We start from the raw sequence: 23293 nt of genomic DNA on the forward strand, positions 1-23293 counted from the left end.
CACGCGCAAGCCGAACACGCGCAAGCCGAGTACGCGCAGGTACGAGTACGCGCAAGGACGAGCACGAGACCGAGAGAGACCTTTAAGGAGCCGCACCGTGCGCGCAGCACTGCAGAGCGAGATCGGCCAGGACAAGCTCGAGGTCGTCGACGACATGGAGGCCGTCGGCCTCGGTCCCGGCAAGGTGAAGATCCGGATCAAGGCCACCGGCCTGTGCCACTCGGACCTCTCCGCGATGAGCGGCGTCCTGCCGCAGCCCGCCCCCTTCATCCCGGGCCACGAGGGCTCCGGGGTGATCTCCGACGTCGGCGACGGGGTCACCTCCCTCAAGCAGGGCGACCGGGTCCTCGTCTGCTGGCTGCCGCCGTGCGGCCACTGCCCGTCCTGCAAGCGCGGCCAGGGCCACCTGTGCCTCGCCAGCCTGGTCAACGCGGGCACCCCCAACTTCCGCCGCGCGGGCGGCGACATCTTCGGCTTCGCAGCGACCGGCACCTTCGCCGAGGAGCTCGTGGTCGACGCCGCGTGCGCCGTCCCGATCCCCGACGACGTGCCCTTCGACATCGCCGCGCTCATCGGCTGCGGCGTCACCACCGGCCTCGGCGCGGCCATCAACACCGCCAAGGTGGAGGCCGGATCCTCGGTCGCCGTCATCGGCTGCGGCGGCGTCGGCATATCCGTCATCCAGGGCGCCAAGGTGCAGGGCGCGGCGCAGATCATCGCCGTCGACCCGGTGGAGTCGCGGCGCGAGGCGGCCCTGCGGTTCGGGGCCACCGAGGCCGTCGGCCCGGACGCCTTCGACGACGCCAAGAACCGGATCACCGGCGGCGAGGGCTTCGACTACGTCTTCGAGGTCGTCGGCAAGTCCGCCACCGCCCAGACCGCCTACAAGATGACCCGCCGCGGCGGCAGCGTCGTCATCGTCGGCGCCGGCGCGATGGACGACACCTACCAGATCGACATGTTCTCGCTCTTCTTCGACGAGAAGAAGATCCTGCCCTCGATGTACGGCGGCGGGGACGTGCTGCGCTCCTACGAGCGCACCATCGCCCTGTGGCGGGCCGGCCGGGTGGACCTGGCGAGCCTGATCACCCACCGGGTGCAGCTCGCCGAGATCAACGACGCGCTCGACCAGATGCGCACCGGCGTGGCCCTGCGCACCTGCATCGAACTCTGACCCGCTCCGACGCACCCAGACCTGCGAGAGGAACCGTACGGATGTCACTGCCACTTGAGGGACTCTCCGCCATCGTCACGGGCGCGGGCCGCGGGCTCGGCCGGGCCGAGGCGATCGAGCTCGCGCGGCTCGGCGCGAGCGTGGTCGTCAACGACTTCGGGCAGCCGGGGCGCGACGGATCGGGAGAGGCCTCGGCCGCCCCTGCGGAGGAGGTGGCCGCGGAGATCCGTGCCGCGGGCGGCCGGGCGGTGGCCCACCTGGGCGACGTGGCCGACTTCGCGCAGGCGCGCGAGCTGGTCGAGCTGGCGGTGAGCAGCTTCGGCAAGCTCGACATCCTGGTCAACAACGCGGGCATCCTGCGCGACCGGATGGTCTTCTCCATGTCGGAGGAGGAGTGGGACTCGGTGATCCGCGTCCACCTCAAGGGCCACTTCAACACCACGCACTTCGCGTCCGTGCACTGGCGCGAGCGGTCGAAGGCCGCGGGCGGCCCCGTCTACGGCCGGATCGTCAACACCTCCTCCGAGGCCTTCCTCGGCGGCTCGGCCGGCCAGCCGAACTACGCGGCGGCCAAGGGCGGCATCGTGGGCCTGACGACCTCGACCGCCCTGGCCCTCGCGAAGTACGGGGTGACGGCCAACGCCATCTGCCCGCGCGCCCGCACCCGTATGACCGAGGACGTCTTCGCCGGCTTCCAGGTCCCGGAGGAGGGCAAGCTCGACGCCCTCGCGCCCGAGCACGTCGCCCCGCTCGTCGGGTACCTGGCCTCGCCGGCCTCGGCCAAGGCCAACGGCCAGCTGTTCGTCGTCCACGGCGGCATCGTCGTCGTCATGGAACGCCCCAAGGTGGCCGCCAAGTTCGACACGGCCAAGGAGGCCTTCTCCTACGAGGAGCTCGACGAGGTCCTGACCCCGCACTACGACTCCCGCCCGGCGAACGAGACCTTCGCCGCGACGGAGGTCCTGGGCCTCAAGCACGGCTAGGGCGCCAGGGCGCTCCCCGGCACCGACCGGCGCGCTCCCCGGCACCGACCCGGCACCGCCCCGGAAGGGCTCAGGTGCCGGGGCGGCCGCGCTCCCGCGCCGCGGCCGCCCCCTGCCGCGCGAGGGAGCCGGGCCACCAGGCGCGCGGCCCGATGTCCAGCACCAGGGCGGGGACGAGCGCCGACCGGACGAGGAGCGTGTCCAGGAGGACGCCGAAGGCGACGATGAAGGCGATCTGCACGAGGAACGCGAGCGGGATGACGATCAGCGCGGCGAAGGTCGCGGCCAGCACCACGCCCGCCGAGGTGATCACTCCGCCCGTCGCCGTCAGCCCGCGCAGGACGCCCTCCCGGTGGCCGTGCAGCAGTGACTCCTCACGCACCCGCGACATGAGGAAGATGTTGTAGTCCACGCCCAGGGCGACGAGGAAGACGAACCCGTACAGCGGCACGGACGCGTCGGTGCCGCTGAATCCGAAGGCGTGCCGGAAGACCAGCGCGGCGACTCCCAGCGTGGCCAGGTAGTTCAGCGCCACCGTCGCCACCAGCAGCAGGGGGATGAGGAACGAGCGCAGGAGCAGGACGAGGATGGCCAGGATGATCGCCAGTACGACGGGCACGATCAGGTCCCGGTCCTGCTGCGCGGTCTGCCGGGTGTCGAACTGCTGGGCGGTGTAGCCACCCACCAGGGCGTTCGCCGCCGGTACCGCGTGCACCGCGGCGCGCAGCCGTTCGATCGTCCGCTTCGCGGCGTCGCTGTCCGCCGCGTCTTCGAGGGTCGCGTCGATCCGCACCCGCCCGGTGCCGGGTGCGGCCCCGGGCTCCGGCCCTGCGCGCACGGTGGCCGAGGCCACCCCCTGCGTCCCCTCCGCGGCGGTCCTCACCTCGTCGGCCGCACCCGCGTCGGTCACGATGACGGCGGGGTTGCCCGATCCGCCCGGGAAGTGCTCGCCCAGCGTCTGCTGGGCCGTCACGGACGGCGCGTCGTTGACGAAGATCTCGTCCAGCGGTACGCCCTTGGGGGACAGCAGGGGAGAGAAGCAGGCCAGGAGGGCCAGCAGCAGGGTTGCGGACACCCACACCCGCCGTGGCGAGCGGTCCACGAGGGCGGCGACGCGCCGCCAGACGGCGTGCCCGCCGGAGGTCGCGTCGGTGGCCCCGTCGGTGGCCCCGGCGGTGGGCTTCGGCCTGGCCGGCCAGAACGCGGCCCGGCCCAGGAGCACGAGCACGGCGGGCAGGAACGTCAGCGTGCCGAGCACGGCGCACACGATCCCGATGGCCCCGACCGGCCCCAGGGCGCGGTTGTTCGTCAGATCGCCGGCCAGCAGCGCGAGAAGGGCGAGGGCGACGGTCGCGGCGCTCGCGGTGATCGCGCCGAAGGACCGCCGCAGGGCCGCGCGCGCTGCGGCGAACCTGTCGTCCCGTTCGGCGATCTCCTCGCGGAAGCGGGCGGCGAGCAGGAGCGCGTAGTCGGTGGCGGCCCCGATCACCAGGATCGAGAGGATGCCCTGCACCTGTCCGTCGACCCGCACGATGCCCTGCTCGGCCAGGACGTAGACGACGGCGCAGGCCAGCGCCAGCGAGAAGACCGCGCCGAGAATGATCACGAACGGCAGCAGGACACTGCGGTAGACCGCCAGGAGGATCAGGAGTACGGCACCGAGCGCCACTCCCAGCAGGAGGCCGTCGATTCCGCCGAAGGCCTGCGCCAGATCGGCCTGGGTGGCCGCCGGTCCCGTGAGTCCGGCGGTCGTACCCGGTACGGATGCGGCCGCGGTACGGATCCGGCCCAGCGTAGCCGCCAGATCGTCCCCGAGGTCCGGCTCCAGCTGGACGACGCCCTGCAGCGCCCTGCCGTCCCCGGAGGGGAACGCGGGCGAGGGTGCGCCCACCACCCCCGGCAGCCCCTGGAGGCCGGCCAGTGCGCGCGTGGCCGCCTCGCGCTGTCCGGGTGTGACGTGGCCCTGGTCGGCGGTCCACACGGCGATGGCGGGAAGCGTCCGGGACTGGCGCAGCGCCTCCTGCTCCGCGGCGACTTCCGTGGACTCGGCGCTCCGCGGAAGGAACGCCGCCCGGTCGTTGGAGGAGACCTCGCCCAGCTTCCCCGCGTAGGGGCCGAGCGCGCCGCCGACCGCGAACCAGACGACGACGAGGACGGCGGGCAGCAGCCATCGGACGTATCGGCGTGCGGTGCTGCCCATGCTTCTCCGATCCCGCTCTGTGTCCGCTCCGTACGAAGGAGGACCCGCACCCAGAGCCAACCCAGGACCCCACGGACTTGCGGGACTTCGCCGCGTTGCCGCGCCGCACGGACGGCGGGTTCCACCGCATGGCGGACAGGCGGCGCCGCGCCCCGGACCCCTACAGCGGCGCCTGCTGGAGCGGCACGGGCCTGGGCGCCGCCGCCGGCGGGTCCACGCGGACCGGCGGGGGCGGGGACACCGGCAGGTTCAGGCCGACGATGCCGCAGGGCACCTCGGGGGTCGCGTACGGGAGGTGCAGGCGGCCCTGCGGGCTCCACAGGCCCGCACCGCCGAGCCAGCCCGCCGGGGCGCCGAGCCGGAAGACGTGCCGGTCGGCGGGACGCCACAGGCCGATGTCCCCCTCGGGCAGCCGCAGCGCCACCCCGCAGGTCTCCGGCATCAGGGCCTGGCCCGGCTGGGCCGCGAACGGGTGCGCGTCCGCCGGCCGCAGGCACTCCGGGAAGCGGACCGGCCGCGCGCTGCCGAGCACGCCCCAGCCCAGGCGCGGCTCGCCCGGAGCGTCGGAGCGGATCAGCAGCAGCCCGCTGTCCGGGTCGGCCAGCAACAGCAGGTCGTCGCTGTCCTCGGTGATCTGCAGCAGCGGGGAGACGTCGCCGCGCGCCAGGTCCACGGCGACGGCCTTGGTGGTGCCCTCCAGTTCGCGGTCCAGGGCCAGCATCCGCCCCGCCCGGTCCAGCCAGACGCCGCCGGAGCACCGCCCCGGGATCCGGGCGACCGGCCGCGGCCCGAAGGGACAGCCGGCCACCTGCCACACCGTGGTCACGGTGTCCTCCGAGGCCAGGGCGAAGGCACCGGCCCCGTCCGGGGACGGCGGGAGCAGCCGGACCCGTACGCCCTCCTGCGCGTCCACCCCGCCCAGTTGGAGCTCCCCGGTCCGCGGCCCGGCCGCGGCGCCCGTCGGGTACAGCAGCGCGAAGGCGTGCCGGTCCGCGACCCGCCGGTGGATCAGCACGCGCCCGTCGGCCAGCGGCAGCACCTCGCTGTCGGCCTCCTCGGGCTGCGCGAGCGGCAGCGGAACCGCGTACGGCTCGGGCCCGGCGAGCGTCCAGCGCTCCGCGTAGCGCGCCTCGCCCTCCCCGGCGAGCCGGGCGGCGTACGACCCGTCCGCGGCGATCGTGAACGCCGCAACAGCCACAGCACAGGCAATCATTCTTCATGTCCTTCGTGGATAGCGCGGAGATCTCTTCGACGTGGATGCCCGTCATGCAGAGGGCGTGGGCCCTTCGGGGCGGTCGGCGTAGGCGTAGCCGTCGGCTCGCTGGAGAAGGCGGAAACGTTTGTGGCGGATGCCCTGGACGAGACCGCGTGTGGTCTTGATGTCGAAGCTGCCGCCGGCACGGACGGCGATGCGGCCCGTGTGCGTACCGGCGTTCTTGCCAGTGGGCACGACTGCGCGGGCAAGGTCTCCGGTCTGGTACCCGAAGAACTGCTTCTGCCTCGGCAGGCGGAGGCGAGGAAAGCCGTGCTTGTCGCTGCGGGTGCGGCTGTACGAGCCGCGTCCTGTCGCGATGACCACGAGGACGCGCTCCGGGGTGCGGTCGACGGTCTGGAGCTCGCCGACGCACAGGGCGCCGAGGGTGTGGCTCTTCGGCGTGCCGGTCCGCAGCCGGTTCCACTGGGTGCGGCTGCCCGATGCCGTGTGCACGTGGGGGAACGCGGTGTCGAGGGCGTGCCACAGAGCCCAGTGGGTGGCGTTGACGGCTGCCGCGTCGTGGAGTGGGGCTTTGGCCTGGGCGAGGAGGAGGGCCAGTCGCTGCGGCGACTGCTGGAGGAAGCCTTCGACAGGCTGGTTGGACTTGCTCTCGTTGCAGGGAACGCAGGCGGTGCACAGGTTGGAGATGCGGTCGCTGCCTCCGCGTGAGCGAGGGTGGATGTGGTCGATGTTGAGCGGTACTCCGGTGGTGCCGCAGTAAGCGCAAGCCTTCACCCACTTGGCGAGCAGGTAGGCGCGGACTTCTGTGCCGTACAGGGTTCCGTGCTGGTAGTCGACCCCCGCCAGCGGTTCGCCGTTGGAAATGACATGGGTGTCGAACGCGACTCGCTCCACATGCACCGCCCGGACGGGTGCCCAGCGGGCGAGCCGTGTCGTCCACGACATGGTGGTGTCCACGCGGTGACGCAGCGAGGGGGCGAGCCAGCCCTCACGTCGGGTTCGGTTGGAGAAGCGGGGCTCGCGATATCGCAGGTTGCGGGTACGCCGGCCGCGGCGGTAGGCGGCACGCCGGGTAAGCGCGTCCCGTATCCGGCTGCCCCGGTGGGCGAGTTCGATGGCGTACAGGCCGCGGCGGTTGCCGTTCCTGGCGGTGAACACAGCGATACCGGTGTGCTTGGACCCGGGGTCGATCCCGAGTTCCACACCGTCCACCTGTGACTGATCCGCAGTGCGGTATTTCAACCTGATCACGAACGGGGTGTGCCGGGCCACGACCGCCCGGCCCTGATGGAGAAGCTTGCGGGCCCTGGCGGGGCTGGTCGGTTGCAGTGGTGTGTGGTGCCGGTCCAGGACGAACACGACAGGGTGACCCTCACGGGCCTTCTCCCCCACCTTGCGGTGGGGGGTGACGCCGTCGATGCCAGGTGAGGCATCGGCGGTCTCCCCTCGCACATGTTCCACGCCGGTTGCCGCAGAGCGGCGTCCGAGTCCCGTTTCGTCCCCGATCCGAGGGGTGTCTGCTGACTCGAATTCCAGAGCAGCCCGCTGAGGAAGCACGGGCTGGTGGGTCTTCTCGCCTACGTGGAACGTAGCCAACTTCCTTCACCTCGACATGTGCGCTGTTGGCTGATGCTGGTGCCGGCGGCCCTCGACAGGAGCAGCAGATCGGCTCCATCCGTCGGAGGGGGATCCCGGTACCCGTGCGTCACCTCCGCGGTGAAGCTAGTTTTCGGGGTTCCTGCCGAACAACACCACTCACCCGGCTTCACACATACGGGTGTCCGGGCCGGGATTCGTCCGTGGTGGACGGGGCGGTTGTGCTGTGAGATTTCGGGGCGTTTAGGGTAGGGCGAAGTTAGGCATGCCTAACCGGATGCTCGGATGCTCGGATGCTCGGACGCTCGGATGCCTGCCGCCCCCCATCCCAGGAGTTGTCACATGTCCTTCCAACGTCGCGGTACAGCCGCCGTCGCCCTCGCCGCGGCCGCCGCGCTCGCCCTCACCGCCTGTGGCGGACAGGACGGCAAGGCGACCGATGCGAAGGCCGGGGCCGACGCCGGGAAGCAGGCCGTCGCCCAGGGCGGCAAGGAGTTCGCCGAGGCCGCGGCGAAGACCGCCGCCTTCGGGACCACGGCCGCGCCCGGCCAGTTCCCGCGGACCGTCACCCATGCCATGGGCAGCACGGAGCTCAAGGCCGCGCCGAAGCGCGTCGTCGTCCTCGACGTCGGCGAGCTCGACAACGTTGTCTCCCTGGGCATGCAGCCCGTCGGCTACGCCCCGTCCGAGGGCGACACGAGCCTGCCCGACTACCTGAAGAAGGACGCCGGGGACCCCAAGTCCGTCGGCACCATCAACAGCCTCAACCTGGAAGCGATCAACGCCCTGAAGCCCGACCTGATCCTCGGCAGCCAGCTGCGCGCCGCGGACAAGTACGACGCGCTCTCGAAGATCGCCCCGACCGTGTTCTCCATCCGCCCCGGCTTCCCGTGGAAGGAGAACTACCTCATGAACGCGGCCGCGCTCGACAAGACCGCCGAGGCGAAGGCCAAGCTGGAGGCCTACCAGGCCAAGGCGAAGAAGCTCGGCGACGACCTCGGCGAGAAGAAGCCGACCGTCACGATGCTGCGCTACATGCCCGGCAAGACCCGTCTGTACGCCGGAGCCTCCTTCATCGGCACCATCCTCAAGGACACCGGCATCCCGCGCCCGCAGAACCAGCAGGTCGAGGACCTCGCCGTCGAGGTCGGCCCGGAGCGCATGGACGAGGCCGCCGCCGACTGGATCTTCACCGGCGTCTACGGGGCCAAGGACAAGACCAAGCGCGACTCCGCCGAGGCCAACCCGCTGTGGAAGGGCCTGGAGGCCGTGCAGCAGGGCCGGGCCAAGGACGTTCCGGACGAGACCTGGTACCTGGGCCTCGGTGTGACCGCCGCCGACAAGGTCCTCGACGACCTGCGCGGCTTCATGGTCAAGTAGCCCGCGGGACGGGGGAACGGGGCGTCGGCCCGGGCATTGGCCCGGGCGTCGGCTCGGGCCGGGCGGTCCTGACCGGGAAGGTCGCCCCGGACGGTAGCCTTGGCCCGTGCCCCGTCTCTCTGAAGTCATCGCCGCGCTGGACGCTCTCTGGCCCCCCTCGCGGGCCGAGCAGTGGGATGCCGTCGGCACCGTCTGCGGCGACCCCGATGCCGAGGTCACCCGCGTCCTGTTCGCCGTGGACCCCGTCCAGGACATCGCCGACGAAGCGGTGAAACTGGGCGCCGACCTGATCGTCACCCACCACCCCCTCTATCTGCGGGGTACCACCACCGTCGAGGCCGGCACCTTCAAGGGCCGCGTCGTGCACACGCTGATCAAGAACGACATCGCGCTGCACGTGGCCCACACCAACGCCGACACCGCCGACCCCGGAGTCTCCGACGCCCTCGCCGGCGCCCTGGATCTGCGGATCACCGGCCCGCTGGTGCCCGACGCGAGCGACCCGGAGGGCCGCCGCGGCCTCGGCCGGATCTGCGAACTGGACCACCCCGAGACCCTGCGCGAGTTCGCCGCCCGCGCCGCGGCCTGGCTGCCGCCGACCGCCCAGGGCATCCGCACGGCCGGCGACCCGGACGCGATGATCCGCCGCGTCGCCGTCAGCGGCGGTTCCGGCGACAGCCTCTTCGAGCACGCCCGCGCCGCCGGCGTGGACGTCTTCCTGACCGCCGATCTGCGCCACCACCCGGTGTCCGAGGCCCGCGAGCAGAGTCCGCTCGCCCTCGTCGACGCCGCGCACTGGGCCACCGAGTGGCCCTGGTGCGAGCAGGCCGCCGCGCAGCTCGACGCGATCTCCGAGCGCCACGGCTGGGGTCTGCGGACCCACGTCTCGCGCACGGTCACCGACCCGTGGACGGCGCACGCGCCGTCCGTCACACCCCCTTCTATCCCTGGAGCCCCCAACTGAACGCCGAGCCCGCCGACCAGATCCGACTTCTCGACGTCCAGGCCCTGGACGTCCGGCTGTCTCAGCTCGCCCACAAGCGCAAGTCGCTGCCCGAGCACGCCGAGCTCGACTCGCTCACCAAGGACCTGACGCAGCAGCGCGACCTGCTCGTCGCCGCCCAGACCCAGGCGAGCGACACCGCGCGCGAGCAGACCAAGGCGGAGCAGGACGTCGACCAGGTGCGTCAGCGCGCGGTCCGCGACCAGCAGCGGCTGGACTCCGGCGTGGGCATCTCGGCCCGGGACCTGGCGAACCTGCAGAGCGAGGTCGTCTCCCTCGCCAAGCGTCAGGGCGACCTGGAGGACGTGGTCCTGGAGGTCATGGAGCGTCTGGAGGGCGCGCAGGAGCGCGTCACCGAGCTGACCGAGCGGGTCTCCGCCCTGGAGGCCAAGACGACGGACGCCACCGCGCGCCGTGACGCGGCCACCGCCGAGATCGACGCCGAGGTCGCGAAGATCACCAAGGACCGCGAGGTCATCGTCGGGTCCATGCCGACCGACCTGATGGCCCTGTACGAGAAGATCCGCGTCAAGCAGGGCGGGGTCGGCGCCGCGCGCCTGTACCAGCGCCGCTGCGAGGGCTGCCGGCTGGAGCTCGACATGGCCGAGGTGAACGAGATCAAGGCCGCGGCCCGCGACCGGATCGTCCGTCACGAGAACTGCGGCCGCATCCTGGTCCGTACGGCCGACTCGGGCATCTGATGCCGAGGCCTGTCCGGTTCGTCGTGGAGGCGGACGGCGGGTCCCGGGGCAACCCGGGGCCGGCCGGGTACGGCGCGGTCGTCCTCGACCCGGCGACGGGCGAGACGCTGGCCGAGCGCGCCGAGTACATCGGCGTCGCGACGAACAACGTGGCGGAGTACAAGGGCCTGATCGCCGGGCTCGCGGCGGCCCGTGACCTCGCGTCGGACGCGCAGGTCCTGGTCCGGATGGACTCGAAGCTCGTCGTCGAGCAGATGTCGGGCCGCTGGAAGATCAAGCACCCGGACATGAAGCCGCTCGCCGCCGAGGCCGCGAGGATCCTGCCGCGCGCCCAGGTGACGTACGAGTGGATCCCGCGCGAGAAGAACAAGCACGCGGACCGGCTCGCGAACGAGGCGATGGACGCGGGCAAGCGCGGCAGGCAGTGGGAGCCGTCGGCCTCCACGGCCGCCCTCGACCACGGCGCGGCGCGGTCCCTGGCCGAGCCGCAGGGCCCTCCGGGGGACGCGGTCGCCGGTGCTGCGGCCGTACGGGCGGCCCTGGCCGCCGCCTCCGGTACGGGTGCGGGTGCGGGCGGCCGGAGCGGTGCCACGGTGTCCCCGGACCTCGCCGACACGCTGTTCGCGGACGCCGAGGCCCTGCCCGGCGCCCTGGAAGACGCCGCCACGATCGAGCCGTGCCTCGACTCCGAGACGCCGGCGACGGCGGCGTCGCCGGCGGCCGCCGCGTCGGCCGCCCCCGCGGGCGGCCAGGGCTGGGGCCCCGACATGGGGGCGCCGGCCACCTTCGTGCTGCTGCGCCACGGCGAGACCGCCCTCACCCCGCAGAAGCGCTTCTCCGGCAGCGGCGGTTCGGACCCCGAGCTGTCCCCGGCCGGCCGCCGCCAGGCCGCCGCCGTGGCCGAGGCGCTGGCTGCCCGCGGCACCGTGCAGACGGTCGTCAGCTCCCCGCTGCGCCGCTGCCGTGAGACCGCGCAGGCCGTCGCCGACCGCCTCGGCCTCACCGTGACGGTCGAGGAGGGCCTGCGCGAGGTGGACTTCGGCGCCTGGGAGGGCCTGACCTTCGCCGAGGTGCGGGAACGCTTCCCGGACGACCTCCAGGCGTGGCTGGACTCCCCGAAGGCGGCCCCCACGGGCGGCGGCGAGAGCTTCATGGCCGCCACCCGCCGGATCTCGGCCACCCGCGACCGCCTGCTGGCCGCGCACGCGGGCCGCACGGTCCTGCTGGTCACCCACGTGACCCCGGTCAAGATCCTGGTCCGCCTCGCCCTGGGCGCCCCGCCGGAAGCCCTGTTCCGCATGGAACTCTCGGCGGCGTCCCTCTCGGCGGTGGCCTACTACGCGGACGGCAACGCCTCGGTCCGCCTGCTGAACGACACCTCGCACCTGCGCTAGGCACGCGCCGGTCACATACGAGGCACATACGAGGCAGATACGAGGAAGGACCCCCGCCCACGGGCGGGGGTCCTTCTCTCGTGTGTGACGGCAGACGAGCCGGCCTGTACGCCGGGTTCTGTCGCCCGGTGACCTCGCGGTCGCCGGGGAGACGGCCATCCATCTAGGGCCGGTGTTGCCACCGGCCTCGTGCGGTCTACCCGCGAACTCGGGCGAGCAGCCCTCGATCGTCCGCGCAGACCCGTCCGGGGACGGATCCTCTTGACCTTGCTCCGGGTGGGGTTTACCTAGCCGCCTGAGTCACCTCAGGCGCTGGTGGTCTCTTACACCACCGTTTCACCCTTACCGAGGGCCGAAGCCCCCGGCGGTCTGTTTTCTGTGGCACTGTCCCGCGGGTCACCCCGGGTGGGCGTTACCCACCACCCTGCTCTGTGGAGCCCGGACGTTCCTCGGCGGGATCCGGAGATCCCGACGCGGCCGCCCGGCCGACTCGTCTGCCGTGGCGACCATGTTACCGGCTGTGCCGTGACGGCTTGACCTTGACGCAGCGGCAGGGTTTCTACTGGGGGCATGCGGATCGGAGAGATCGCCGCGCTCGTCGGGGTCACCACCCGGGCGATCCGGCACTACCACCATGTCGGGCTGCTCCCGGAACCGGAGCGGCGACCCAACGGATACCGGGCCTACAGCGTCCGTGACGCCGTCCTGCTGGCCCGCGTGCGCCGGCTCACCGAGCTCGGGCTCAGCCTCGACGAGGTGCGCGACGTCCTCGCGGACGACGCCGGGCGCGAACTGGCCGACGTACTCGAGGAGCTCGACGCCGACCTGGCCCGCCAGGAGGCCGAGATCGGGGAGCGGCGCAGGCGGCTCGCGGCGCTGCTCGCCGCAGGGCCGGGGGAGGGCGAGCCGCTCTCGCCGGCGCTCGCCGCGCTGTTGGCGAAGGCGCCGCAGACGGACTCGCCGACCGCCGCGATGGACCGCGAGCACCTGATCCTGCTCGACGCCGCGGGCGCGGGCGGCGAGGAGATCTACGCCGCGCTCGGGCCGCTGGCCGCCGATCCGGTGGTGCTCGCGCTGTACGAGCGGCTGGACGCCCTGGTCGACGCCCCCGTGGACGACCCGCGGATCCCCGCCCTGACGGCGGAGCTGGTGGCGGCCGTCCCCGACGAGGTGTTCGCGGCGGTCCCCGCCGACGGGGTGGTCGTGGCCGGGTTCAAGGAGGCGCTGCTCGCCGAGTTCGCGCCCGCGCAGGCGGAGGTCGTCCGCCGGGTGATGGAGGCGTTCATGGAGAGGGGGAGGGGATGAGCGGGATACGGGCGGCACGGATCGCCGCCACCGCCGTCGTTCCGGCGGAGCTGGCGCTCGTGGTGTGCCTGGCGGCCGGGGTCCGGCTGCCGGGGTGGGCCCTGGCCGCCGCCGAGGTGCTGGTGCTCGGGGCGGTCCTGCTGGAGGCCTGGGTGCTGGGCCGGCTGTACGCCGCCGAGCGGGCCCGCGGCGCCGCACCCGGGCAGGCCGGGCGGGCGGCGCTGCGGGCCGTGGTCCCGGTCCAGGTCCGGCGGCTGCTGCGGCACGAGCTGCGCGCCACCGCCTCCCTCGGCCGGTGGATCGTGCGCGGGAAGCACGGGGTGCGGCCCGGGGACCTGGCCGCCGGGTACACCGGTCCGCAGACGGCCATGATGTACGGGATGGTCTTCGTGTCGGTGGTCGAGACGGTCGCGCTGGCCTTCCTCATCCCCTGGCCCGCGGTCCACCGGGTGGTGCTCGTGCTCGACGTGTACGGGATCGTGATCGTGCTCGCCCTGCACGCCGCCTGCGTCACCCGCCCGCACGTGGTCCGCCCGGACGGGTCGCTGCGGATCCGCTACGGCGCCCTCTTCGACCTCGTCGTCCCGCCGGACGCGGTGGCCTCGGTGCGGGTGGACCGCCGCTATCCGGAGGGCCGGCTGGTCGCGCTGTCCGAGGACGGGGTGCTCGACCTCATCGTCGGCAGCCAGACCACGGTGACCCTGGAGCTGAACCGGCCCCTCCCCTTCACCCGCCCGCTCGGCGCCGTGGGAGAGGCGCGGACCATCCGCTTCCACGCGGACGACCCGCGCGCCCTGGTCGGAGCCCTGCGGCAGCCCGCGTAGCCGGGGGCAGGCCGGGGCGCGCCGGGGGCAGGCCGGGGCGAGCCGGGGGCAGGCCGGGGCGAGCCGGGGGCAGGCCGGGGCGAGCCGGGGGCCTGCCTCAGGCCGGGGCGAAGAGGATCTTCGCGGTGCCCGGGTCGGCCGCCGCCAGCCGGACCCGGATGCGTTCGCCCAGCGGCAGGTCCCGCGCGGCGGACTCGATCCGGCCGACCACCGCCGGGTCCTCCAGGTGGACCGTGCCCACCAGGGGCTCGCGGTCCTTGACGTCGATGACCGTGCCCTCGAAGGTCTCCCCGACGCGGTCCTTCAGCACGGCGGCCTCGACGAGGTCCACGCACTCCCGCTCCACCGTGTTCGCCAGCCGGCTGCCGTCCGCCATCGTGTCGGGGAGCGCCGCCAGTGCCGCCACCGCCCACGGCGGGGGTTCGGCCCCGGCCACAGCCGCCACGCACAGTTCGCCGGTGTACCGGTCGACGAGCCGGCGCAGCGGCGCCGTGCAGTGGGTGTACGGGGCCGCCACCGCCGAGTGGATCGCCGGGTCGGGGCTGTCGCCGCCGGTGAAGGCGGTGTAGCCCGCGCCGCGCAGCAGGGCCGTGCACTCCTGGAGGAAGGCCGCGTGGGCGGGGCGGTGCGGGTCGAGGGAGCGGACGAGTTCGGCGTACGGGACGTGGTGCGGCCAGTCGATCCGCAAGGCCTTCGCGGCCCGCCGCAGCCGTCCGACCGCGCCGTCGGGGACGTTGGGCAGGGTCCGCAGGACGCCCGTACCGGTGGCCAGCATCAGGTCGGCCGCGGCCATACCGGTCATCAGGGAGATCTGCGCGTTCCAGCCGTCCGCCGGGAGCGGGGCGCGGTAGGCCAGCGCGTACCTGCCGTCGTGCTCGACGATCTCCTGCTCGGGCACGTTGAGCGAGATGCCGCCGCGCTCCTGTTCGAGGGCCTCGCGGAGCCGGCCGATGTCCGCCAGGAGGGCGAGGGGCTCCTCCGCCGTTCCGGTGTCGATGGCCTTCTGGACGCGGTCGTAGTCGAGTTTGGCCCGGCTGCGGACCAGGGTGCGGCGCACGTCGACGGTCTCGACGCGGCCGTCGGGATCCAGGTCGAGCCGCCACAGCAGTGCGGGGCGGGTCTGGTCGGGCAGCAGGCTGGCCGCCCCCTCCGAGAGCACGGCCGGGTGCAGCGGGACCCTCCCGTCGGGGAAGTAGAGGGTCGTCACGCGGCGGTGGGCCTCGGCGTCGAGCGCGCCGCCGGGGGCGACGAAGGCGGCGACGTCGGCGATGGCGTAGTGCACCCGGTAGCCGCCGGCGGGCCGCTTCGCCAGGTGCATGGCCTGGTCGAGGTCGACGGACGTCGGCGGGTCGATGGTGAAGAAGGGGATGTCGGTGCTGTCCGAGTCCGGGAGGCGGGGGTGCGCGGCCGCGTGTTCCGCCTCCGCGAGGACCGCCGCCGGGAACTCCGCGGGCACCTCCAGCTTCGTCCGCAGTTCACGCAGCGCGGCCCGCAGAGCAGCCCCGTCTGCGCCGGTCATGTGCATCTGACGGCGTGGCATGGGTCGAGCGTAGGGGCGGTGGGCCCGGACGGCACGGCGAGCCGTCTACGCTGGCCCGGGGGCCGCATCCCCTGCGCCGTGTCGTATTGAAGGAGATCCACCGTGCTCGTGCTGCTGCCGCCGTCCGAAGGAAAGGCCGCCGGCGGCTCCGGCGCACCGCTGAAGCCGCAGGAGCTGTCGCTGCCCGGTCTGGCCGCGGCCCGTGCGGCGGTGCTGGAGGAACTGGTCGAGCTGTGCGCGGCGGACGAGCCGAAGGCGCGCGAGGTGCTGGGCCTGAGCGAGGGCCTGCGGGGCGAGGTCGCGAAGAACGTGGTGCTGCGCACGGCGGGGGCCCGTCCGGCGGGCGAGGTCTACACGGGCGTGCTCTACGACGCGCTGGGCCTGGCCGACCTGCCCGCGGCGGCGCGGGGGCGCGCCGAGGACGCGCTGCTCGTCTTCTCGGGGCTGTGGGGTGCGGTGCGGATCACCGACCGGATCCCCTCGTACCGCTGCTCGATGGGCGTGAAGCTGCCGGGGCTGGGCGCGCTCGGCGCGTACTGGCGGGGGCCGATGGCGGAGGTCATGCCGGAGGCGGCCGGGGACGGGCTGGTGCTGGACCTGCGGTCGGCGGCGTACGGGGCCGCCTGGAAGCCGAAGGGGGAGGTGGCGGGGCGGACCGCGACCGTGCGGGTGCTGCACTCGCAGATGGTGGACGGGGTGGAGAAGCGGTCGGTCGTGAGCCACTTCAACAAGGCGACGAAGGGGCGGCTGGTGCGGGACCTGCTGCTCGCGGGGTCCGTCCCCGGGGCGCCGGCGGAGCTGGTGACGGCCCTGCGGGACCTGGGCTACGTGGTCGAGGCGAAGGCCCCTGCGAAGCCGGGCAAGGCGTGGTCCCTCGATGTGGTCGTGACGCAGATCCACCACTGACGGGCCATTGCCGGGGCGCCGTCCAGGCACACCGCTGCCACGGTAGCCGGGGCGCCGCCCCGGACCCCGCGCCTCAAACGCAGGCGGGGCTGAATCCAGCCCCGCCGGGGCTAGCGGCCCAGGGGCCAGGCGACCTTGGCCGGGGTGCGGTCGGCGGCGCCCGCATAGGCGGCGCACGCGTCCGTCAGGGTTTCCAGGAGGGTGAGCGGGTCCGGCAGCGGGTGCTCCATGCCGCGCAGCCAGGTCACCGCCTGGTCACCGGGCAGGGCCGCGGGCGGGACCAGGACGTAGCTGCCGCGGCAGTGCCAGCGCAGGCCCGGGTGCTCGTCCATCGTCTCGGGGTGGCAGTCCAGTTCGCACGGCCACCACTCGTCCTCGTCCTCGGGGGTGCCGCGGGTGGCGGTGAAGAAGAGCATCCGGGCCTGTTCGCCGGTGCCGCCCGACTCGGCGACGGGGCCGACGTCGATGCCGGCCTCCAGCAGTCGGGCGAGGGCGTTGGCGCCGGCTTCCAGCGGGACGTCGAGTACGTCGTGGACCATGCCGGTCGCGGTGATGAAGTTGGCCTGGGGCTGGTTGCGCGCCCATCGCTCGACCTGTGCGCGGTCGGTGGTCGACTGGGTCTGCCAGGCGAAGGAGACGGGATGTCGTGCGGGCGTCGGACAGCCGATCCGGTCGCACGAACATCGGTAGCCGACGGGATGGGCGGCGGGGGCGAGCGGCAGACCGGCCGCTGCGACGGCCAGGAGGAGCGCCTCGCGCTCGCGTCCGGGATCCTCGGCGATGGGTTTCTGCCGCCGGCGCAGCCACTGGGAAATCCTGCTCTGCTCGCCGCGTTTGACGCGGCCGGACTCAGACCCCATCTATCCCCTCACCTCACCGTATCCCCGGCGGACCTTCACATCGTCCCACCATCCTGCGCCCCGGGTGACCGCGTTCGGCGACCGGGGGGTTGCGGATGACGGATCGAAATCCCCCGCATAACCGCACAATTAGGCCAAATGTCCTCGGGTGGCCGGCGGTCGTCGACCGGTCAGCGGGCGGTGACGTTTGACACCCCGCCCAGCACCCGGTCCACCAGCGCGTCGGTGTATGCGTGCGTCAGGGGCGCGGTGCGCAGCAGCCAGCGGTACGTCAGAGGCCCGAGCAGCATCTCCACCGTCAGCCGCAGGTCCGTGTCCGGCGCGAGCTGCCCGGCCTCCCGGGCGGTGCGCAACCGGGTCTCGTACAGCGCGAGCTGTGGTTCCAGCAGCTGCTCGGTGAAGCGGGCGCCGAGCTCGGGATCGGTGGCCCCGGCCGCCGTGAGGGCGCGTGCGGGGGCCGCGTACTTCTCGTCGTTGAACTCGTCGACCGTCGCGCGCAGTACGTGCTTCAGGTCGGCGGCGAGGTCCCCGGTGTCGGGGAAGCCGGTCCACTCGGAGTCCGTCTCCGCGTCCCCGGCGAGGGCGAGCGAGGCGTCGAGGAGGACGGCGGCCTTCGACGGCCACCAGCGGTAGATGGTCTGCTTGCCGACGCCCGCGCGGGCGGCGATGGCCTCGATGGTCAGCTTGTTGTAGCCGACCTCCCCGACCAGGGTGAGCGCGGCGTCGAGGATGGCACGCCGGGAGCGGTCGCTGCGTCGGGTGGCGTCAGGGGTCTTGGTCATGGCGTGAAACTATCAAGCGAGACGTCTCGTCTTTTCATGGTCGGGTAAACCACCCAATCGGTTCACTGTGTTGTCCTGGTTGGGGAGAGACGATTCTCTTCAGCACTCGTCCCGAGTCGTGTAAGTCGTGAGGAGCCTTCTTTGCGCAGAGACGCCACACCCCGGCGCTACCTGATGTGCCCACCCGCACACTTCAAGGTCACGTACTCCATCAACCCGTGGATGGATCCCACGAAACCGGTGGACCTGCCCCTCGCACACGCCCAGTGGGAAGACCTGAGGGACCGCTACCGCGCCCTCGGCCACACCGTCGAGACCCTGACCCCCGACCCCGGACTGCCCGACATGGTCTTCGCGGCCAACGGCGCCCTCGTCGTCGACGGCCGGGTGCTCGGGGCCCGGTTCGCCTACCCGGAACGGGCCGGCGAGGCGGAGATCCACCTCGACTGGTTCCGCAGCCACGGGTACCAGCACATCCACGAGCCGTCCCACGTCAACGAGGGCGAGGGCGACTTCGCCGTCACCGCCAGCTACATCCTGGCCGGCCGGGGCTTCCGCTCCAGCCCGCTCTCGCACGACGAGGCCCAGGAGTTCTTCGGCCGCCCGGTCATCGGCCTCGACCTGGTGGACCCGCGCTACTACCACCTGGACACGGCGCTCAGCGTCCTCGACGGCGACGAGGTCATGTACTACCCGGACGCCTTCTCACCCGGCAGCCGGGGCGTGCTCAGGCGCCTCTTCCCCGACGCGCTGATCGCGGACGGCCAGGACGCGGCGGCCCTCGGGCTGAACGCGGTGTCCGACGGCCGGCACGTGGTGCTCCCGCAGGCGGCGACCGGACTGCTGGCGCCGCTGCGGGACCGGGGCTTCGAACCGGTCCCGATGGACCTGGGTGAACTCCTCAAGGGCGGCGGCAGCGTGAAGTGCTGCACCCAGGAGCTGCGGCCCTAGGTGTAATGCCCCGGGAGGTTGTGGACGGGTGATGCAGGTCTCGGCTGGGGGATCTTGAACGGGTGAGGGCCTTCCGGGTTTGGTGTGGATTGCGACGTCTACACCGACCGGAAGGCCCTCATGCCCCACCGTAATGCACCCCTGACCGAGACCGGACGGCTGCGGCTTGCCCGCTGCGTGGTCGAGGACGGCTGGACCCACCGCCGGGCAGCCGAACGCTTCCAGGTCTCCCCGACGACCGCCCAGCGGTGGGCCGACCGCTACCGAACGCTCGGCGACGCGGGCATGCACGACCGGTCTTCCCGCCCGCACAACAGCCCGCGCCGGACCCCGACCCGCACCGAACGCCGGATCATCAAGGTCCGCGTCCTGCGCAGGTGGGGACCCGCCCGCATCGCCCACCTGCTCGGCCTGGTGCCCTCAACCGTGCACCGGGTGCTGACCCGGTTCGGCCTGGCCCGCCTGTCCCATCTGGACCGGGCCACCGGCCGCGTCATACGACGCTACGAACGACCCAAGCCCGGCGAACTCGTCCACGTCGACATCAAGAAGCTCGGCAACATCCCTGACGGCGGCGGCCACAGGGCTCTCGGCCGACAGGCAGGCCGCAAGACCAGGTCCGGCACGGGCTACAGCTACATCCACACCGCCGTCGACGACCACTCCCGCCTCGCCTACAGCGAGATCCTGGCCGACGAGAAGAAGGAGACCGCCGCCGGCTTCTGGACCCGGGCCCAGGCGTTCTTCACCGGCTGCGGGATCACCGTCGAACGCGTCCTGACCGACAACGGCGCCTGCTACAAGTCCCACGCCTGGCGCGACACCCTGGCGGCGGCCGGGATCACCCACAAGCGAACCCGGCCCTACCGGCCCCAGACCAACGGCAAAGTCGAACGCCTCAACCGCACCCTGCTGGAGGAATGGGCCTATGCCCGCCCCTACCGGTCAGAGCAGGAACGACGCGACGCTTTCCCCGGCTGGCTGCACACCTACAATCACCACCGCGGACACACCGCGCTCGCAGGCAAACCACCCGCCAGCCGCGTCCCCAACCTCACAGGGCAATACACCTAGGGCCGGCCTAGCCCTCCTGCGAGGGCGGCCAGGCCTGGCCCCAGTCGGCGTCCCGCGCGGCCTTGTAGAGGTCCCCGTGGCGCTTGGTCACGTTGACCCGGGTCAGGCCTGACCCGTCGCCCTCCTCGGGACCGCACAGTTCCAGCAGGACGAGCCCCTTCCGGATCTGCGGCCTCCGTGTGATCCGGGAGGCGGCCGGCTCCGTCGGGAAGCGGGTCGCGGCGACGTAGCTGAACTTCTCGTCCTCGTACGGCAGCGAGCCGCCCTTGACCTGCCGGTGCAGGGAGGAGCGGCTGACCCGCGCCGAGAAGTGGCACCAGTCCTGACCCACCTCGATCGGGCAGGTCCCGTCGTGCGGGCACGGGGCGGCGACCCGCAGCCCGGCCTCGAGCAGCTGGTCGCGTGCCTCGCGGATGCGCAGGTACCCCTCGGGCGTGCCCGGCTCGATGAGCACCACGGCCCGGCCGGCCCGCGCCGCCTCGGCGACGACGGCCGTGCGCGCCGCGGGGTTCAGCTCGCCGAGTACGTACGACACCGTCACCAGGTCGGCGTCGGGGAGGTTCAGCCCCGCGCCGATGACGGCCCGCCGCCACTCGGCCCCGCGCAGCGCCTCCGAGGGGGAGGCCGCCGCCAGTTCCCGGCCGAGGGCCAGCGCCGGCTCCGCCCAGTCCAGCACGGTGGTCTCCCGCGGGCCGTCCCACGTGGCGTCCACCGCCCAGGTCGCGGCGCCGGTGCCGCCGCCCACGTCCACGTGCGAGCCCGGTGCCCAGTCGGGCGCCGCCTCGGCCAGCGCGTCCAGGGCGGCCCGTACGGCCTCGAAGGTGGCCGGCATCCGGTACGCCGCGTACGCCGCCACGTCGGAGCGGTCGCGGAGCACGGGTGCGTCGGTGGGGGTCCGCCCCCGGTAGTTGGCGATGAGGCGTTCGACGGCGGACGCGGCCTGCTTCGGGGGGAGGCCGTCGAGGAGGCCGCCGAGGGCCGTGCGGAGGGTTTCGGCGGAGGTGGGGGTGGAGGCGTTCACCTGGGAAGTTTACGGCGCGGCTGGGGGAGGCCCGGGGCTCGGCCCCGGACCCCGCGCCTCAATCGCCGGCGGGGCTCAAAGATCGGGGCTCCGCCCCGGGCCCCGCGCCTCAAACGCCGGCGAGGCTGAAAGAGCGCCTCAAACGCCGGCGGGGCTGGATTTGGGTGGGGCTGGGTTGGTTGGTGGAGGTGAGGGAGTTGTTCAGGCTGCGGAAACGCTGCGGCTCTGCCAGGGGCGGCAGAGGGTGAGGAAGGTGGTCAGGGCCAGGAGGGCGCAGGAGAGCTGGACGATCGCCATCGGGACCGCCGTGTGCTCGCCCGCGATGCCGACCAGGGGTGAGGCGATCGCGCCGACCAGGAACGAGGAGGTGCCGAGCAGCGCCGAGGCCGAGCCGGCCGCGTGCGGGGTCCGCATCAGGGCCTGTGCGTTGGTGTTCGGCAGCACGATGCCCATCGCCGACATCAGCACGAACAGCGCGGCCGCGATCGGGACCAGCCCGACCTCCCCGAACACCCCGGTCGACATCAGCAGCAGGGACACCGCGGCGGTCAGGACGGTCGCGAGCCCCACGGCCAGGGCCTTGTCCAGGCTGACCCGGCCGACCAGCAGCTTGCCGTTGATCTGGCCGACGGCGATCAGGCCGACGGAGTTGAGGCCGAAGAGCAGCGCGAAGGACTGCGGCGAAGCCCCGTAGATCTCCTGCATCACGAAGGGTGAGGCGGCGATGTAGGAGAAGAGCACCGCGAAGGCGAAGCCGCCGGTCAGGGTGTAGCCGGTGAACACGCGGTCGCCGAGCAGGCCGCGCATGGTCCGCAGCGCGGAGCCGACGCCGCCGGTGTGCCGCCGCTCGGGCGGCAGGGTCTCGTCGAGCCGGCGCCAGACCAGCAGGGTGAGCACCGCGCCGATGGCGGTGAGGACGACGAACACCCCGCGCCAGTCGGAGAAGCGGAGCACCTGGCCGCCGATGAGCGGGGCGACGATCGGGGCGGCCCCGGAGATGAGCATCAGGGTGGAGAAGAAGCGGGCCATCTCGTCCCCGTCGTACAGGTCGCGTACGACGGCCCGTGCGATGACGACGGCGGCGGCGCCGGCCAGGCCCTGGAGCAGCCGGAAGGCGATCAGCAGCTCCGCGGTCGGGGCGAGGGCGCACATCGCGGTGGCCAGGACGTAGACGACCATGCCGGTGAGCAGGGGCCGGCGGCGGCCCCACTGGTCGCTCATCGGGCCGATGACGAGCTGGCCCAGGGCCATGCCGGCGAGACAGGCGGTCAGGGTGAGCTGGATCGTCGCGGCCGGGCTGTTCAGGACGTCGGTGACCTGCGGCAGGGCCGGCAGGTACATGTCCATGGACAGCGGCGGGAGGGCGGAGAGCCCGCCGAGTATGAAGGTGACGAGCAGGCCCGTGCGGCGTGCGGCCGTCAGGGGCGCCTTGGTGGTGGGGGCGGAGGGCGATTCGGGCGACGAGTCGTGCGAGGGTGCCGTCGCGGGGCCTCTCTCCGGCATGCGGAACTCCAGTCTTCTCATCTGCTTTTGTGCACCCCTGACCGACCCATGCTCTCAGCAATCGGAACGTCCCGGGACCGGAGCGTGCTGTGACGTACCCTGCGGCCCCATGGACGAAAGTACGAAGAAGATCGCGGTGGTGACCGGTGCCGGCTCCGGGATCGGCCGCTCCGTGGCCCTGACCCTGGCCGCGGCGGGATGGGCCGTGGCCGTGGCCGGCCGCCGGACCGAGCCGCTGGAGGAGACCGCCGCGGCGGCCGGGGCCGGCGCGGACGTGCTGTGCGTACGGGCGGACGTGAGCGATCCGGACGACGTGGCTGGGCTGTTCGAGTCGGTACGCACCCGGTACGGACGCCTCGACCTGCTCTTCAACAACGCGGGAACCTTCGGGCCGGGCGGGGTCGCACTGGAGGACCTCACCTACGAGGCCTGGCGCTCGGTCGTGGACGTCAACCTGACCGGTGCCTTCCTCTGCGCGCAGGCCGCCTTCCGGCAGATGAAGCAGCAGGACCCGCAGGGCGGCCGCATCATCAACAACGGCTCCATCTCGGCGCACGTGCCGCGCCCTCACTCCGTCGCCTACACCGCGACCAAGCACGCGATGACGGGCCTGACGAAGTCCCTGTCGCTGGACGGGCGGCCGTACCGGATCGCCTGCGGCCAGATTGACATCGGCAACGCGGCGACCGAGATGACCGAGCGGATGCAGACCGGCATCCTCCAGGCCAACGGGCAGCTGGCCGTCGAACCGGTGATGGACGCCGCCGACGTGGCCCGCACGGTCCTGCACATGGCGGAGCTGCCGCTGGAGGCGAACGTGCAGTTCGCGACGGTGATGGCGACGTCGATGCCGTACATCGGCCGCGGCTGAGCCGTGGCC

20 protein-coding genes and 1 other RNA gene are annotated in these 23293 nt (G+C 72.8%); 12 read left to right on the forward strand and 9 right to left on the reverse strand.

Annotated elements, in window-relative coordinates; all coding sequences use genetic code 11:
- Nucleotides 1-97 precede the first annotated feature (97 nt).
- Both OG534_RS25890 and OG534_RS25895 read left to right on the forward strand, forming a co-directional pair.
- The gene (locus OG534_RS25890; RefSeq protein ID WP_326591091.1) at nt 98-1174 is read left to right on the forward strand and encodes a Zn-dependent alcohol dehydrogenase; all 1077 of its coding nucleotides are present in this window, start codon (nt 98-100) and stop codon (nt 1172-1174) included.
- Nucleotides 1175-1215: 41 nt separating this feature from the next.
- The gene (locus OG534_RS25895; RefSeq protein ID WP_326591093.1) at nt 1216-2157 is read left to right on the forward strand and encodes a 3-oxoacyl-ACP reductase; all 942 of its coding nucleotides are present in this window, start codon (nt 1216-1218) and stop codon (nt 2155-2157) included.
- A gap of 70 nt (nt 2158-2227) precedes the next feature.
- Here OG534_RS25895 and OG534_RS25900 read toward each other — a convergent pair whose 3' ends face one another.
- The 3 genes from OG534_RS25900 to iscB form a co-directional block, all read right to left on the reverse strand.
- The gene (locus OG534_RS25900; RefSeq protein ID WP_326591094.1) at nt 2228-4357 is read right to left on the reverse strand and encodes an MMPL family transporter; all 2130 of its coding nucleotides are present in this window, start codon (nt 4355-4357) and stop codon (nt 2228-2230) included.
- A 160-nt stretch (nt 4358-4517) separates the two neighbouring features.
- Complete coding sequence (locus OG534_RS25905; RefSeq protein WP_442807154.1) at nt 4518-5555, reverse strand: hypothetical protein; 1038 nt, start codon at nt 5553-5555, stop codon at nt 4518-4520.
- A gap of 66 nt (nt 5556-5621) precedes the next feature.
- On the reverse strand, nt 5622-6965 hold the full coding sequence (iscB, locus tag OG534_RS25910; RefSeq protein ID WP_326593841.1) for an RNA-guided endonuclease IscB: 1344 nt from the start codon (nt 6963-6965) through the stop codon (nt 5622-5624).
- A gap of 546 nt (nt 6966-7511) precedes the next feature.
- Between iscB and OG534_RS25915 the strand changes: the two genes are divergently transcribed.
- The 4 genes from OG534_RS25915 to OG534_RS25930 all read left to right on the forward strand — a co-directional run bounded on the left by OG534_RS25915 (nt 7512) and on the right by OG534_RS25930 (nt 11647).
- Complete coding sequence (locus OG534_RS25915) at nt 7512-8549, forward strand: ABC transporter substrate-binding protein (protein ID WP_326591096.1); 1038 nt, start codon at nt 7512-7514, stop codon at nt 8547-8549.
- 106 nt (nt 8550-8655) lie between these two features.
- Entirely contained in the window at nt 8656-9513 is an 858-nt protein-coding gene (locus OG534_RS25920; protein WP_326591098.1) for a Nif3-like dinuclear metal center hexameric protein, read from the forward strand.
- Complete coding sequence (locus OG534_RS25925) at nt 9510-10253, forward strand: zinc ribbon domain-containing protein (protein WP_326593843.1); 744 nt, start codon at nt 9510-9512, stop codon at nt 10251-10253. Before OG534_RS25920 ends, OG534_RS25925 begins: the two co-directional genes overlap by 4 nt.
- A complete protein-coding gene (locus OG534_RS25930) occupies nt 10253-11647 on the forward strand; it encodes a bifunctional RNase H/acid phosphatase (protein WP_326591099.1) in 1395 nt (464 codons plus the stop codon). Before OG534_RS25925 ends, OG534_RS25930 begins: the two co-directional genes overlap by 1 nt.
- Nucleotides 11648-11738: 91 nt before the next feature.
- On the opposite strand, the gene rnpB is transcribed toward OG534_RS25930, so the two are convergent.
- An RNA gene (rnpB, locus tag OG534_RS25935) (RNase P RNA component class A) lies at nt 11739-12140 on the reverse strand.
- 77 nt (nt 12141-12217) lie between these two features.
- On the opposite strand from rnpB, the gene OG534_RS25940 reads away from it, so the two are divergent.
- Nucleotides 12218-12952 carry a MerR family transcriptional regulator gene (locus OG534_RS25940; protein ID WP_326591100.1) on the forward strand — a complete coding sequence of 245 codons (735 nt, stop codon included), beginning with the start codon at nt 12218-12220 and terminating at the stop codon, nt 12950-12952.
- On the forward strand, nt 12949-13776 hold the full coding sequence (locus OG534_RS25945; protein ID WP_326591102.1) for a hypothetical protein: 828 nt from the start codon (nt 12949-12951) through the stop codon (nt 13774-13776). The genes OG534_RS25940 and OG534_RS25945 overlap by 4 nt, the downstream gene beginning before the upstream one ends.
- A 97-nt stretch (nt 13777-13873) precedes the next feature.
- Here OG534_RS25945 and OG534_RS25950 read toward each other — a convergent pair whose 3' ends face one another.
- Nucleotides 13874-15316 carry an RNB domain-containing ribonuclease gene (locus OG534_RS25950; RefSeq protein ID WP_326591103.1) on the reverse strand — a complete coding sequence of 481 codons (1443 nt, stop codon included), beginning with the start codon at nt 15314-15316 and terminating at the stop codon, nt 13874-13876.
- A 102-nt stretch (nt 15317-15418) separates the two neighbouring features.
- On the opposite strand from OG534_RS25950, the gene yaaA reads away from it, so the two are divergent.
- Complete coding sequence (gene yaaA / locus OG534_RS25955) at nt 15419-16222, forward strand: peroxide stress protein YaaA (RefSeq protein WP_326591104.1); 804 nt, start codon at nt 15419-15421, stop codon at nt 16220-16222.
- Nucleotides 16223-16332: 110 nt separating this feature from the next.
- Here the strand turns inward: yaaA and OG534_RS25960 are convergent, their stop codons facing one another.
- Together OG534_RS25960 and OG534_RS25965 are read right to left on the reverse strand one after the other, a co-directional pair.
- Nucleotides 16333-17082: a bifunctional DNA primase/polymerase gene (locus tag OG534_RS25960; RefSeq protein WP_326591106.1), complete on the reverse strand. Its 750-nt coding sequence runs from the start codon at nt 17080-17082 to the stop codon at nt 16333-16335.
- 170 nt (nt 17083-17252) lie between these two features.
- Nucleotides 17253-17864: a TetR/AcrR family transcriptional regulator gene (locus OG534_RS25965; protein WP_326591107.1), complete on the reverse strand. Its 612-nt coding sequence runs from the start codon at nt 17862-17864 to the stop codon at nt 17253-17255.
- 75 nt (nt 17865-17939) lie between these two features.
- Between OG534_RS25965 and ddaH the strand changes: the two genes are divergently transcribed.
- Together ddaH and OG534_RS25975 are read left to right on the forward strand one after the other, a co-directional pair.
- Nucleotides 17940-18815, forward strand: a complete 876-nt coding sequence (gene ddaH, locus OG534_RS25970) for a dimethylargininase (protein ID WP_442807242.1) — start codon at nt 17940-17942, stop codon at nt 18813-18815.
- A gap of 120 nt (nt 18816-18935) precedes the next feature.
- On the forward strand, nt 18936-19889 hold the full coding sequence (locus OG534_RS25975; RefSeq protein ID WP_326586481.1) for an IS481 family transposase: 954 nt from the start codon (nt 18936-18938) through the stop codon (nt 19887-19889).
- A gap of 7 nt (nt 19890-19896) precedes the next feature.
- Here the strand turns inward: OG534_RS25975 and OG534_RS25980 are convergent, their stop codons facing one another.
- Both OG534_RS25980 and OG534_RS25985 read right to left on the reverse strand, forming a co-directional pair.
- Entirely contained in the window at nt 19897-20910 is a 1014-nt protein-coding gene (locus tag OG534_RS25980) for a small ribosomal subunit Rsm22 family protein (RefSeq protein WP_326591110.1), read from the reverse strand.
- A gap of 201 nt (nt 20911-21111) precedes the next feature.
- Nucleotides 21112-22413, reverse strand: coding sequence for a Bcr/CflA family multidrug efflux MFS transporter (locus OG534_RS25985; protein ID WP_326591111.1), 1302 nt, complete (start codon nt 22411-22413; stop codon nt 21112-21114).
- 109 nt (nt 22414-22522) lie between these two features.
- On the opposite strand from OG534_RS25985, the gene OG534_RS25990 reads away from it, so the two are divergent.
- Nucleotides 22523-23284: an SDR family oxidoreductase gene (locus OG534_RS25990; protein ID WP_326591112.1), complete on the forward strand. Its 762-nt coding sequence runs from the start codon at nt 22523-22525 to the stop codon at nt 23282-23284.
- The last annotated feature ends 9 nt before the right edge of the window (nt 23285-23293 follow it).

Origin of the sequence: Streptomyces sp. NBC_01294 (assembly GCF_035917235.1) — a bacterium.
In the GTDB taxonomy this organism is placed as follows: Bacteria; Actinomycetota; Actinomycetes; order Streptomycetales; family Streptomycetaceae; genus Streptomyces; species Streptomyces caledonius.